This window comes from Nonomuraea sp. NPDC050663 (genome assembly GCF_044456985.1).
Taxonomy (GTDB): Bacteria; Actinomycetota; Actinomycetes; order Streptosporangiales; family Streptosporangiaceae; genus Nonomuraea.
In genome coordinates this window covers 122,895-135,609 of the sequence record NZ_JBITGL010000020.1, presented here as the reverse complement: position 1 = coordinate 135,609, position 12,715 = coordinate 122,895, and the positions used below count along the sequence as shown (strand labels likewise).

At 72.2% G+C, this 12,715-nt stretch carries 12 protein-coding genes; 3 read left to right on the top strand and 9 right to left on the bottom strand.

All coding sequences use genetic code 11. The features are described 5' to 3' along the window. Positions 1 to 53: 53 nt before the first annotated feature. The 3 genes from ACIBH1_RS41510 to ACIBH1_RS41500 are packed head-to-tail and all read right to left on the bottom strand — an operon-like array spanning position 54 to position 4,689. On the bottom strand, positions 54 to 2,225 hold the full coding sequence (locus ACIBH1_RS41510; RefSeq protein ID WP_397319567.1) for a transglycosylase domain-containing protein: 2,172 nt from the start codon (positions 2,223 to 2,225) through the stop codon (positions 54 to 56). Positions 2,226 to 2,255: 30 nt separating this feature from the next. After that, positions 2,256 to 3,578, bottom strand: coding sequence for a UDP-N-acetylglucosamine 1-carboxyvinyltransferase (gene murA / locus ACIBH1_RS41505; protein ID WP_181608485.1), 1,323 nt, complete (start codon positions 3,576 to 3,578; stop codon positions 2,256 to 2,258). Between the two features lie 4 nt (positions 3,579 to 3,582). After that, positions 3,583 to 4,689, bottom strand: a complete 1,107-nt coding sequence (locus ACIBH1_RS41500) for an FAD-dependent monooxygenase (protein WP_397319566.1) — start codon at positions 4,687 to 4,689, stop codon at positions 3,583 to 3,585. Positions 4,690 to 4,750: 61 nt separating this feature from the next. Here ACIBH1_RS41500 and ACIBH1_RS41495 point away from each other — a divergent pair, with 61 nt between their 5' ends. Both ACIBH1_RS41495 and ACIBH1_RS41490 read left to right on the top strand, forming a co-directional pair. Beyond that, complete coding sequence (locus ACIBH1_RS41495) at positions 4,751 to 5,677, top strand: TetR/AcrR family transcriptional regulator C-terminal domain-containing protein (RefSeq protein ID WP_397319565.1); 927 nt, start codon at positions 4,751 to 4,753, stop codon at positions 5,675 to 5,677. A 10-nt stretch (positions 5,678 to 5,687) separates the two neighbouring features. Next, entirely contained in the window at positions 5,688 to 6,224 is a 537-nt protein-coding gene (locus tag ACIBH1_RS41490; protein WP_397319564.1) for a hypothetical protein, read from the top strand. Here the strand turns inward: ACIBH1_RS41490 and ACIBH1_RS41485 are convergent. The 5 genes from ACIBH1_RS41485 to ACIBH1_RS41465 form a co-directional block, all read right to left on the bottom strand. Then, the gene (locus ACIBH1_RS41485) at positions 6,208 to 6,882 is read right to left on the bottom strand and encodes a response regulator (RefSeq protein WP_397319562.1); all 675 of its coding nucleotides are present in this window, start codon (positions 6,880 to 6,882) and stop codon (positions 6,208 to 6,210) included. The two genes, ACIBH1_RS41490 and ACIBH1_RS41485, sit on opposite strands and share 17 nt — an antisense overlap. After that, positions 6,879 to 8,048: a sensor histidine kinase gene (locus ACIBH1_RS41480; RefSeq protein ID WP_397319561.1), complete on the bottom strand. Its 1,170-nt coding sequence runs from the start codon at positions 8,046 to 8,048 to the stop codon at positions 6,879 to 6,881. The genes ACIBH1_RS41485 and ACIBH1_RS41480 overlap by 4 nt, the downstream gene beginning before the upstream one ends. Positions 8,049 to 8,064: 16 nt before the next feature. Next, positions 8,065 to 8,625 carry a hypothetical protein gene (locus ACIBH1_RS41475; RefSeq protein WP_397319560.1) on the bottom strand — a complete coding sequence of 187 codons (561 nt, stop codon included), beginning with the start codon at positions 8,623 to 8,625 and terminating at the stop codon, positions 8,065 to 8,067. Positions 8,626 to 8,702: 77 nt separating this feature from the next. Further along, positions 8,703 to 10,073 (bottom strand): amidase, encoded by a 1,371-nt coding sequence (locus ACIBH1_RS41470; RefSeq protein WP_397319559.1) that lies wholly within the window; start codon positions 10,071 to 10,073, stop codon positions 8,703 to 8,705. A gap of 64 nt (positions 10,074 to 10,137) precedes the next feature. Then, positions 10,138 to 10,941: a helix-turn-helix domain-containing protein gene (locus tag ACIBH1_RS41465; protein ID WP_397319558.1), complete on the bottom strand. Its 804-nt coding sequence runs from the start codon at positions 10,939 to 10,941 to the stop codon at positions 10,138 to 10,140. A 72-nt stretch (positions 10,942 to 11,013) separates the two neighbouring features. Between ACIBH1_RS41465 and ACIBH1_RS41460 the strand changes: the two genes are divergently transcribed. Further along, positions 11,014 to 12,126 carry an MFS transporter gene (locus tag ACIBH1_RS41460; protein ID WP_397319557.1) on the top strand — a complete coding sequence of 371 codons (1,113 nt, stop codon included), beginning with the start codon at positions 11,014 to 11,016 and terminating at the stop codon, positions 12,124 to 12,126. Here ACIBH1_RS41460 and ybaK read toward each other — a convergent pair. Then, positions 12,107 to 12,604: a Cys-tRNA(Pro) deacylase gene (gene ybaK, locus ACIBH1_RS41455; protein ID WP_397319556.1), complete on the bottom strand. Its 498-nt coding sequence runs from the start codon at positions 12,602 to 12,604 to the stop codon at positions 12,107 to 12,109. The two genes, ACIBH1_RS41460 and ybaK, sit on opposite strands and share 20 nt — an antisense overlap. Positions 12,605 to 12,715: the final 111 nt, after the last annotated feature.

The window sequence follows — 12,715 nt, the reverse complement described above, 5'->3', positions numbered from 1 at the left end:
CGCGTTATTGCGATGCGGTGACGAATCCCTCTATGAAAGCGGAACGGAACGGGTCAGTGGCGACGGTACCAGCGAAGGCGGGGCAAACGGTCCCGAACCCATCGCGGACTGTTACCCCATCGCCGGGCCTCCGCCGCCCGGCGCTCCGCCTTGAGCGCCTTCTCCAGGCCTGGCGTGTGCCCGCCGCCGAATCGGCCCATGTCAGGCCCCACGAAGCCGGTGCCGCGCGTGCTGCGCAACGCGCCCGTCATCGACGACACCCAGATCGGGCCGGGCAGCGCCGCCCCCTGGACGGAGCCGTAGTAGCGGGAGCCGATGCGCACGCCGGTGAGCGGGTAGCGGTAGGAGCCGCGGATGTCGCCCACGCTCACCGCCGCAGCCAGGTCGGGCGTGTAACCGGCGAACCAGGCCGAGGTGTAGCCGTTGTTGGTGCCGGTCTTGCCCGCGGCGGGCCTGCCGATGCTCTGGCCCTTCATGGTGCCCTGCGAGAAGACCCCGCGCAGCACGTGGTTGACCGCGTCCGCGACCTCGCGGTCCAGCGCCTGCTCGCAGGCGGGCGAGATCCGGGTGCGCTGGCCCTCGCGGTCGAGGATCTCCACGATCGCCTGCGGGCGGCAGTAGCGGCCGCGGGCGCCGAACGAGGCGAACGACGCCGCCACGGTCACCGGGTCCATCTCGTTGACGCCCAGGGTGAAGGTGGGCACCTCGCGCAGCTTGCCGCCGTCGGCGCGGGCGATGCCCAGGGACTTGGCGGTCTGCACGACGTTGCAGAGCCCGACCTTGCGCTCCAGCATCATGTAGAAGATGTTGACCGACTTCCAGGTGCCGGTCGACAGGCTGTGCGGCCCGCCCTTGCCCTCGCCGCTGGCGTTGTAGACCTTGGCGTTGGGGTCGTTGACCGGGTGTCCCGCGCAGTCGCGGAAGCCCGCCGACGGCACGAACCTGCCCGGCGTGCCGAAACCCTGGTTGAAGCGCCAGCCCTGCTGCAGCGCGGTGGCCAGGGTGAAGACCTTGAACGTGGAGCCCGCCTGGAAGCCCATGCCGCCGCCGTGCGCCACGTCGGCGGGCAGGTTGTAGGTGGTGCGCGGCCCGTTGTTCCTGTCGCCGGGGTTGCGGCCGAACTTCTTGCTGGCCGCCATCGCCCGGATCAGCCCGGTGCCCGGCTCGACCATCGCCTCGGCGGCCACCTCGGTGTCCTGCGGGCGCACCCGCGAGGAGATCGCCCGCTCCGCCGCCCGCTGGGCCGTGGGATCGAGGCTGGTCCGCAGCACCAGGCCACCGCGCGACAGGCGGCGGCGCCGCTCCTGGACGGTGTTGCCGAAGACCGGGTTGGACAGCAGCTCACGCTGCACGTAAAGGCAGAAGAACGGATAACGGCTGGCCTCGCAGCCACCCGGCACGGGCGTCATGCGCAGGCCCAGCGGAGCCCTCTTGGCCGCGGCCGCCGACTTGGCGGTGATCACGCCGAGCTCGGCCATGCGGTCCAGGACGGTGTCGCGGCGCTCGGCCAGCTTCTGGCGCTGCTTGGAGCCCAGCGACGGGTCGGTCGAGAACGGGGTGCGCACCGCCCCGGCCAGCGTGGCCGCCTGCGACAACGACAGCTTGGCCGCCGGGACGGAGAAGAAGCGGTTGGCCGCCGCCTCGATGCCGTAGGCGCCGGCGCCGAAGTAGGCGATGTTCAGGTACCGCTCCAGGATCTCGTCCTTGCGGTACTTCTCCTCCATGGCCAGGGCCAGGCGCAGCTCGCTGATCTTGCGGGCCAGGCTCGGCGCCGTCGCGTCCTTGCGCTCGGCGTCGGTCTCGGCGTTCTCGACCAGGATGTTCTTGACGAGCTGCTGCGTCAGCGACGATCCGCCCTGCCGTACCCCTCCGGCCTGGGTGTTGGTCAGGGCGGCGCGCAGCGTGCCCTTGACGTCGAGGCCGCCGTGCTCGTAGAAGCGGGCGTCCTCGATCGCGACGATGGCCTTGCGCATGACCGGCGAGACCTTCGACAGGGGCACGGTGGTCCTGTTGGCCTCGTAGAACTGCGCGAAGCGGCGGCCGTTCTTGTCGAGCAGGGTGGTGACCTGCGACAACGGCTCCTCCCGCGGGGCGGGCGGGAGGTCGACGAAGGTGGTGGCCACGTTCCTGGCCGCGAGCCCAGCACCGCCGACGGCCGGGATGACCAGTGCCGCGGCGAGCACTCCGCCGGCCGCTCCGGCCGCACCCAGTTTGATCACCTTCACAGAAGGTGATCTTTTACCGGGAGCGACTGCTCAAACGCGGGGTGCCGTTCCTTTGCTGAGATTCAGGCCAAGCGAGACGAACTGTTCGAAGGGGTGGTGATAGCCGCGTTCGATGTGATGCACCCCGCGCAGCACCGACGCGCCGTCGGCCACCGCCGCCGCGAGCACCGCGGAGAAGCCCGCCCGGATGTCGGGCAGCGTCACGTCGGCGCCGCGCAGCTTGGACACGCCGCGCACGACCGCCGAGTGCTTGGCGTTGGTGTCGTGGTAGCGGCAGGCGGGACCGCCCAGGCACTGGTCGAACACCTCGATCTCGCAGCCCATCTTCTGCAGCGCGGGAACGTAGACCAGGCGGTTCTCGAAGACCGTCTCGTGCAGCACGCTCATGCCCTGCGACTGGGTGAACAGCACCATGAGCGGCGTCTGCCAGTCGGTCATGAAGCCGGGATGGGTGTCGGTCTGCACCGCCGCCGAGCGCAGCCCCTCCGGCGGCTTGGTGGCGCAGAGGTACTCGTCGTTGATCTCGAACTGGGCGCCCATGCGCGCCAGCGTCGTGATCGCGGTCACCAGCCGGTCCTGGTGGCAGCCGTGCACCCGCACCTCGCCGCCCGTCACCAGGCCCGCGGCCAGGTAGGAGAAGGCCTCGATGCGGTCGCCCGCCAGCCAGGTCGAGGCGCCGTGCAGGCGCTCCACGCCCTCGATGACGATGCGGCGGTCGGGGGACAGCTCGATGAGCGCGCCCATCCGCTGCAGGAACAGCGCCAGCTCCACGACCTCGGGCTCGGTGGCGGCGTTCTTCAGCACCGTCTTGCCCTCGGCCAGGACCGCCGACATCAGGATCGTCTCGGTGGCGCCCACGCTCGGGTACGGCAGGACGATCCGGGTACCCTGCAGCCGCTTGGCCTTGGCGTAGACGCCCTTGTCGGAGATCTCCACCTCGGCGCCCATCTGCCGCAGCGCGTCGACGTGGAAGTCGATCGGGCGCCGGCCGATCGGGTCGCCGCCCACCAGCGGCACGAACGCCTCGCCCGCCAGGTGCAGCAGCGGGCCGAGCATCAGGATGGGGATGCGGTTGAGCCCGGTGTACTCGGCGGGGACCCGCGGGTTGATCTCGGGGCCGCGGGCGATGCGGATCTCCGAGTTGGAGATCTCCACCTCGATGCCGAGCGCCCGCAGCATGGCGGCGGTGATGTGCACCTCGCCCACCTCGGGGGCGTTGTGAATCGTGCTCTCCCCGCCACCCAGCATGGCGGCGACCATGTGCTTGGAGACGCCGTTCTTGGAGCCCCGGACCACGACATCGCCGCGCAGCGGCCCGGAGGGCTCGATGTGCCAGACCTCTTCTTCGTTCACTCGCCTAAACGTAGTCGTTTAGGGTGATCAAAGCCGACACCTCGTCCACCGACGGCGGCGCGCCCTCCTGGTTGCGCTGCCAGACGTTCATGCGCAGGGCGAAGTCCTGGTTGGCCTCGCTGAAGGGGCGCATGACCTTCTCGTAGCCTGCCAGGCCCTCCCCTGCGGCGAGCTCACCTGCGAGGACGTAGGCGCCGACGAGGGCCATGCTGGTGCCCTGGCCCGACAGCGGCGAGCCGCAGTAGCCCGCGTCGCCGATCAGCGTCACCCGGCCGGTGGACCAGGAGTCCATGCGGATCTGCGCCATCGCGTCGAAGTGGAAGTCCGTGGCCGCGCGCATCTCCTCCAGCAGGCGCGGCACGACCCAGCCGTCGGCGGCGAAGCGCTCCTCCAGCAGGCGCTTGGGCGTCTCGGTGTCGCGGTGGTCGAGGCCGAGGGGCGGCGAGAAGAAGCCCATGACCGCCCTGGCCTCCCGGTTGCCGCGCACCGTGTACAGCCCGCACATGCGGTCGTCGTGCCGGTGGAAGGTCTGCCAGTTGTCCAGGCCGAGGAAGTTGGGCGTGCTGAAGACGGCCAGGTAGGTGTCGAGGTGGTGCAGGTACCTCTGCTCGGGGCCGAAGGCCAGGCGGCGCACGGTCGAGTGCATGCCGTCGGCGCCCACGATCAGGTCGAAGCTCTCCGGCGCGTGCTTCTCGAAGGTGACGTGGCCGGTCTCGGCGTCGATGGCGGTGATCGTGTCGTCGAAGAGGTAGCGGGTGGAGCCCCGGGTGGCCTCGTAGAGGATGCCGGCCAGGTCGTCGCGGAGGATCTCGATGTCGGGGTTGTCGATCACGCCGCCGGTCAGGGTGGCGCTGGTGTCACGGAACAGCTCCGCGCCCTCGCCGTCCACGAACGACATGCCCTCCATGTGCACGGCCGCCTCACGCAGCTCCCGCATCAGGCCCATGCGCTCGATCACGGTCAGGGCGGTGCCGCGCACGTCGACGGCCTGCCCGCCGGGGCGGATGCCGGGGGCGCGCTCGACGATCGTGGTGGTGTAGCCGTGGCGGTTGAGCCAGAAGGCCAGGGCGGGTCCCGCGATGCTCGCGCCGGAGATCAGAACGTTTCTCATGTCGATGAAGGTACGGCGTACCTTCTGGGCATAACAACCCATCTGTACTAGGATAAGGCGTGTGGCTGTACTAGGACAGAGGTATCAGGAGATAGCCGCCGACCTGCGGCGCGGCCTCGGCGGGCCGGGGGAGCCGGTGCCCTCGACCCGGCAGGTGGTGCGCACGTACGGCGTCGCGCTGGCCACCGCTGCCAGGGCCCTCGACGTGCTCAAACAGGAGGGGCTGATCGAGGCGGTGCCCAGGGTCGGATACGTCGTCGCCGCCCCGGCGAAACGGCGCCCGCGGCGACGTGACCACGCCGAGCTCGTCTTCGACCGCATCGTGGCGGCGGCCCTGGACCTGGCCGACGAGGAGGGGCTCGACGCGGTCTCCATCCGCGGCGTCGCCGGGCGCCTGGGCGTGCCCGCCATGTCGCTGCACCGGCACATCGGCGACAAGGAGACGCTCGTCCTGGCGCTGGCCGACGCCGCCTTCGGCGACCTGGTCCTGCCCGCCGACCCCGGGGGCGGCTGGCGTTCGCGGCTGGAGGCCTCGGCCCGCGCGCAGTGGCAGCTGTACCGCAGGCGGCCCTGGCTGGCCCAGCTCAACCCCCTCGGGCGCCCCGTCCCCTCGCTCAACCTGCTGCGACACGCCGACTGGCTGATGGCCTCGCTCGTCGATCTCGGGCTGCCCCCCGAGACCCAGATGACCATGCACATCACGCTCTTCAACTACGTGCGCGGCATCGCGGTCAACCTGGAGGCCGAGGCCAGGGCGCAGGCGGAGAGCGGGCTGAGCGAGGACGAGTGGCTAGAGCGGCAGACCTTCCCCGACGTGGTCGCCTCGGGAGAGTTCCCCAGCTTCACCCGTGTGGTGGGCGCGCTCTCGGAGGGGTACGACTTCGACCTGGACCACCTGTTCACCTTCGGCCTCCACGCGTTGCTGGAGGGATTTGCCGGGGTTGTCCGCGAGGCGGGTTACCATCGGGAAGGTTCTGACCCTTTTTGAGGAGCGTGGCGTGCTGCGGCAAGTGCGGGCGTTCGCGATGACCGTCGGCGTACTCGCCGCGCTCGGAGTCGTCGCCGGGCTGACCTGGTCATGGGTGGCGCCGCGCGCGCCCTACCTGCCGACCGACAGGGGCCTGATCCTCGCCGACCCCACCACCCAGGCTCTGATCGCCGCCGACGGCTGGTTCGCGATCATCACGGGCGTGCTGGGCCTCGCGTGCGGCATGGTCGCCTGGTGGCGCGGCCGCGAGACCGGCCTCGCTGTGGTGCTGGGACTGGCCGCGGGAGGCGTGCTCGCCTCGTTCGTGACCTACTGGGTGGGCACCCGCTTCACCCTCGGAGCCGCCACCGTCGCCGCGGCCGCCCCCGGGCTCGACGTCGTCGGCGGGCTCGACCTGACCACCCAGAGCGTCCTGGTGAGCTGGCCGTTCATGGCGCTGGCCGTCTACGCCGCCATCGAGGGCGTGCTGCTCTACCGCCGCTCGCCGCTGCGCCAGCCGTACGGCGGGCAGCCGTACAACGGGGGCATCGCTAGGCTCCCGGAGTGATCAGCCCCGACTCGTAGGCGGCGATCACCGCCTGCACCCGGTCGCGCAGACCCAGCTTGGTCAGCAGGTTGCTGACGTGCGTCTTGACCGTGTGCTCGCTGAGGACCATCGACTCGGCGATCTCCGCGTTCGACAGGCCCCGGGCGATCAGCTCCAGCGTCTGGCGCTCGCGCTGGGTCAGGACGGTCAGGCGGTCGGGCGAGAGCGTGCCGGGGGCCGACCTGGCGCTGAAGTGGGAGATCAGCTTGGTGGTGATCGCCGGGGCGAGCAGCGACTCGCCCGCCGCCACCACCCGGACCGCGTGCACGAGGTCGTCGCGGCGCACGTCCTTGAGCAGGAAGCCGCTCACCCCCGCGCGCAGGGCGTCGTAGACGTAGTCGTCGAGGTCGAAGGTGGTCAGCATGATCACCTTGGTGCCGCCCCTGGCGCAGACGATCCTGGCCGCCTCCAGGCCGTCCATCCTGGGCATGCGGATGTCCAGCAGCAGGATGTCGGGGCGGTGCTCGTCGACCAGGGCGATCGCCTCCAGGCCGTCACCCGCCTCGGCGACCACCTCCAGGCCGGGCTGGGCGTCGAGGATCATCGCGAAGCCGCCCCTGACGAGCTCCTGGTCGTCGGCGACGACGATGCGCACGGCCGCGCCCTGATCGGTGTTCATGAGCGTGCCGCGGTGCTCGGGAGGGTGCTCGGGCGGTTCAGCGGGAGCCGGACGAGCACCTCGAAGCCCGGCCGGCCCTCGCCGCGGGGGCCCGCGGCGGCCGAGCCTCCGCAGGCGGCGGCGCGTTCGCGGATGCCGATCAGCCCGTGGCCGCCCGAGGGCGGCGCGGACCCGGCGCCGGTGCCGTTGTCGGTGACGCTCAGCATCAGGTTCTCGTTCTCCCACTCCAGGCGGACGTCGGCGCGGGTGGCGCCGCTGTGCTTGACGACGTTGGTGAGCGCTTCCTGGACGATCCGGTAGGCGGCCACCTCGCCGTCGGGGGTCAGGCCGCCCGGCTCGCCCGCGCGGGTGAGGGCGACGGTGACGCCGGGCACCTGCCCCACGAGCGCGTCCAGGCCGTCCAGCGTCGGCTGCGGCTCGAGCTCTCCGCGCCCGGGTTCCTCCTTGAGGACTCCCAGCAGGCGGCGCAGCTGCACCATGGCGTCGCGGCCGGTCTCGGCGATGGCGTCGAAGGCGCGCTCGGCCCGGCCGGGATCGGTGCGCACCACGACCGGCCCCGCCTCGGCCTGCACCACCATGAGCGCCACCGCGTGCGCCAGGATGTCGTGCATGTCGCGGGCGATCCGCGCCCGTTCGCGCTCGGCGGCCCGCTCGGCCTCCAGGCGCCTGGCGTGCTCCAGCCGCTCCGCCTTCTCCTCCAGCTCGGCCGCGTGGGCGCGGGAGGCGGCCGAGGCCCGTCCGAGCGCGTAGGCGGCCACGCCGAGCACGGTGCCGCGCACGAGCGTGTCGGAGGAGCCGACCGTGAGCGCGCCACCGGCCAGGGTGACCGCGGCGATGACGATCCGCGGCAGGAAGGCGCAGTGCGCGGCGACCGTGTACATCGCCAGCAGCGGGCCGTACCAGACCGGCTGGGGGGCGACGTGGTCGGCCAGGTCGTACATGCCGCTGAACACGATCGTCACGATCGCCACCGTGATCGGGGCCAGGCGGCGCACGACCAGCGGCAGCGAGGCGCCGCCCGCCGCCGCGTACCCCCACCAGTCCCAGGCGATCCCGTCGGGCGGGACCCGCGTCAGCAGCGGCCAGAGCTGGACGACCAGGACCAGCGCCGCGAGGCCGCCGTCGAGCCACAGCGGGGGGATCCTGGTCCTGAGCGTCGCGAACATCGCCGACCATTGTGGACTACGCGGCCGCAAACCGGCGCTCCCGTACGAAGGGGACGAAGGCGACCAGCATCAGGATCCCGGCCAGCGGGAGCAGGTCCAGGCTCACGATCGGCAGCGCCACCGAGACCGCGACGGCGACCGGCGACCACACCGGCACCCGCCTGGCCACCGCCAGCTGGACCGCCAGGGCGAGCAGGGCCAGGTAGAACAGGATCGGGCCGAAGGCGTAGACGACGGGGACGACGCCCGGCACCGACTGGACCTGGTCGAACAGGGCGCTCATCTCGGCCTTGTCGGCGGCCGTCAGCCCGACCACGATGTCGATGACGAACTGCGCCGCCGCCGCCGCGATCCCGGCGAATCCGACGACGACGGTCACGGTGGCCGCGGTGGTACGGCCCAGCGCGGAGCGCATGGCCAGGAAGACCGGCACGAACAGCGCCAGGGCGGCGAGGAAGGCCAGATGGCCGAGCGTCCACAGGGCGCCGGGACCGCGGGCGCCGTCGAGGCCGTCGAGCAGGCGGATCAGGCCGTAGGCGGTGACGAGGGCGGGGGCCAGGACGAAGGGGGTTCTCATGCCCTCATCCTGGTTTCGCGCCCCCCTCCGGCGGATCGCCGGTGCGGCCCAATCCGCGACTCACTCTTGAGAGTGAGTCACCATGACGGACGCCGCGTGCCGTACCCAGTGACCTGCTCGAACGCGCGCGCGAAGCGCAGCACCGTCGCGTCGGCGAAGGGCCGGCCGACGATCTGCACCCCCACGGGCAGGCCCGACTCGGTGAACCCGGCGGGCACGCTCGCGGCCGGGGCGTGCAGCACGCTCACCCAGTAGGCCGAGCGCATCCAGGCCAGGTAGTCGGGCATCGGCTCGCCGTCGACCTCGGTGACGTACGGCTGCTCGACGGGGAAGGGCGGCACCTGGCTGACCGGCGCGATCAGCACGTCGTAGGTGTCGAAGAAGGCGGCCATGCGCTGGTAGAGGCCGGTCCGCAGCTGCTCGGCGCGGGCCAGGTCGTCGCCGGTGACGCGTCTGCCCTGCTCGACGTTCCAGGCGATGTTGGGCCCCGCCTCCCGCAGCCCGGAGAAGTTCATCGCGTAGCTCCACGCCCGGTAGACGCGGAAGGCGTCCTCGGCGTCCGACAGGTCGAGGTCGACCTGCTCGACGTGGGCGCCCAGGCTCTCGAAGACCCGCGGCGCGGTGGCGGTGACGGCGGCGGTGGCCGGGTCGACCGGCAGGCCGCCCAGGTCGGGCGAGTAGGCGACGCGCAGGCCCTGGACCGACAGCTCCGGATCCGGCGCGAAGGGCTCGGTGATCGCGTACGGCGAGCCGGGGTGGAAGCCGGAGATCACCTGGAACATGAGCACGAGGTCGTCCACGGTCCTGGCCATGGGGCCGAGCGTCGCCAGGGTGAACCAGGCGGCCCTGTCGGCGATGTCGGGCACCCGGCCGGGCGTCGGCCGCAGGCCCACGACGTTGCAGAACGAGGCGGGGTTGCGCAGCGAGCCGCCCATGTCGGAGCCGTCGGCCAGCGGGATCATCCCGGACGCCAGCGCCGCCGCCGCACCGCCGCTGCTGCCGCCCGCGCTCTTGGAGCGGTCGTAGGGGTTGCGGGTGGCGCCGAACACCTCGTTGACCGTGTGCGAGCCGGTGCCGAACTCGGGCGTGTTGGTCTTGCCGATCGTGATCGCGCCTGCCGCCCTGAGGCGGGTGACGATCAGGTCGTCGGCGTCGGGCACGTGGTCGGCGAACTGCCGCGAGCCGTACGTGGTGCGGATGCCGGCGGTGTCGACCAGGTCCTTGTGGGCGATCGGCAGGCCGTGGAGCGGGCCGCGCGGGACGGACGCGTCGGCCTCCTTCGCGCGTTCCAGCGCGCTCTGCGCGGTCAGCGTCACGATCGCGTTGATGTCCGGGTTGACCTGCTCGATCCGGTCCAGATGGGCCTGGACCAGCTCGACGGCGCTCACCTGGCGGGTGCGGATCAGCCTGGCCTGCTCGACGGCGCTCATGTAGTGCAGTTCGCTCACCTGTCCGATCCTGCCTCACGGGCCGGTGGGGGAACGATGGCAGGGTTTGCCGAGATGTAGTGATCTACATTGTAAAGGCGCGGCCCGGGGTGTGGCCGAAGGCCTGCTTGTAGACGTGGATGAAGGCGCTCGCCGAGGCCCAGCCGCAGCGGTGGGCGACCGTGGTGACCTGCGCGCCCTCGGCCAGCAGGAGCAGGGCGCGGTGCAGGCGCAGCTGGGTGCGCCACTGGGGGAAGGTCATGCCCAGCTCGCGGCGGAACAGGCGGGCCAGGGTCCGGCCGCTGGCGCCGGCGACCCTGCCGAGCTCGTCCAGGGTGCGTTCGTCGGCCGGGTCGTCGTGCAGGAGGCGGCAGAGCCCGGCCAGGCGCGGGTCGGTGGGGGAGGGCAGGTGCACGGGCTGCTGGGGGGCCAGGTGGAGCCGGTCGAGCAGGACGGCCCGCAGCCGGTCCCGCGGCGATCCCCCGCGGGCGGGGTTGCCATGGTCTGGGTGGCCAAGGTCGGTGTAGGCGAGGATCAGCTCGCGCAGCAGAGGGTCGACCGACAGGACCGCGGGACGGTCGAGCGGCAGCCGCCACGCGGAGGCCACGGCCCGCTCCATGTTCACCGTGTCCATCGTGTCCATCGCGTCCACCGTGTCGCCCGGCAGGCCGACCAGGCGGAGCTCGGTGGAGCCGTGGGCGCGGTGCTCGTGGACGGTCCCGGCCGGGATCCACAACGCCCTGCTGGGCGGCGCCACCCAGCTGCCCTCCTCGGTGATCACCTCGATCACGCCGCTGCGGGCGTGCACGATCTGGTGGTCGTCGTGGCGATGCGCGTCGATCCCTGTGCCGGGCGCGAGGCGGCGGCTCCCGGTAGGGGCAACCGGCATGTGGCGAGAATTCGACATAAATCGGCATTTTATGGAAAGCAGGCCACCCCTTCGCCCGCCAAGGATGGCCTCATGGCCAAGCACAGGATCGCCCTGCTCTCGGCGGGTCACGCCGGCGTCGACTTCTACCAGGGCGCGGTCCCGGCCATGGTCCCCTTCCTCGTCGCCGAGCGCGGCTACGGCTACGTCGCCGCCTCCGGCATCGTGCTGGCCCTCACCCTGCTCTCCTCCGTGGTGCAGCCCGCCTTCGGCGCTGCGGCCGACCGCTGGCGCATGCCGTGGGTGGTCCCGGTGGCCATGACCACCGCCGGGCTCGGCGTGGCCGTCTCGGGCGTCACCGACGACTACCTGCCGACGTGGCTGGCGGTGGCGCTGACCGGGCTGGGCGTGGCCGCCTACCATCCGGAGTCCGCCCGCCTGGCCAGGCAGGCCAGCGAAGGCAGCCACGTCGGGATGAGCTGGTTCTCCCTCGGCGGCACGCTCGGCTTCGCCCTGGCCCCGGTGCTGGTCACGCCGCTGCTGGCCGCCGGCGGGCTGGCCGCCTCGCCGTACCTGGTGATCCCCGGGGTGCTGGGCGCGCTGCTGACGGTGACGGCCATGCGCCGGGGCACGGCGGGGCCGGGCGCGGGCGGGCCCGCCGGTGACGCGCGCGACGACTGGCCGGCTTTCCTGCGGCTGGGCGCGGTGATGGTGTTCAGGTCGATCGCCTACGTGGGCCTGAGCGCGTTCGCCGCGCTGCACGCCGGCGGCGGCACGGCGGGCGCGGTCGCGCTGTTCCTGCTGTTCGCCGGGGGAGCGGCGGGCACCGTGCTCGGCGGGCGGCTGGCCACGCGCTTCGGCCGGGTCAGGGTGCTGCGCTGGGCGTACGCGCTGGCCGTGCCCGCGGTGCTGGCGGCGGTGCTGATGCCGCTGGCGGGGATCTTCTTCGCCGGGCTGGCCCTCTACGTGCCCTTCTCGCTGCACGTCACGATGGGTCAGGACTACCTGCCCAACCGCCCCGGCACCGCCAGCGGGGTCACGCTGGGCCTGGCGGTGAGCGTGGGCGGCCTGGCCAGCCCCCTGGTGGGCGCGCTCGCCGAGGCCACGACGCTGGGCAGCGCCCTGCTCGTGCTGCCCGTCTTCGCGGCCCTGGCCTGGCTGGTGTCGTGGCCGCTGGCCGAGCCCGCTATCCGAGTTTCGCGATAGGAGCGGTGATCGCCCCGGCGAGGTCGACGAGGTTCGCCGGGGCGGTCTCGATCTGCAGGCCCCGCTTCCCGGCCGAGAAGTAGATCGTCTCGAACTCCAGCGCCGAGGCGTCGACGACGGTCGGCAGGCGCTTGCGCTGGCCGAGCGGGCTGATGCCGCCGACCACGTAGCCGGTCACCCGCTCGACCTTGGCCGCCTCGGCCATCGCCGCGCGCTTGCTCTTCAGCGCGGACGCGAACGCCTTGAGGTCGAGCTTGCCCGCCACGGGCACGACGGCCACCGCAAGGCCGCTCTCGACCTCGGCCACCAGCGTCTTGAAGATCCGGTCGTACGGCACGCCGAGCGCGTCGGCCGCCTCCTCGCCGTAGGCCTGCGCGTTGGCGTCGTGGTCGTAGGGGTGCAGGGTGAACTCGACCTTCGCGCCGGTCAGAGCCACGGTGGCGGGAGTGCCCGTGCCGCCCTTCTTCGCCTTGCTCACCCGCCGATCGTAGCGCCGGCCAGGCGGCTCCCGTCCTGCGCCGGTCCTGCGCCGGGCGGCGCTCGGCCACACTGGAGATCAGCTCCCCGGCGCGCGCTCGGCCCGCCTGCC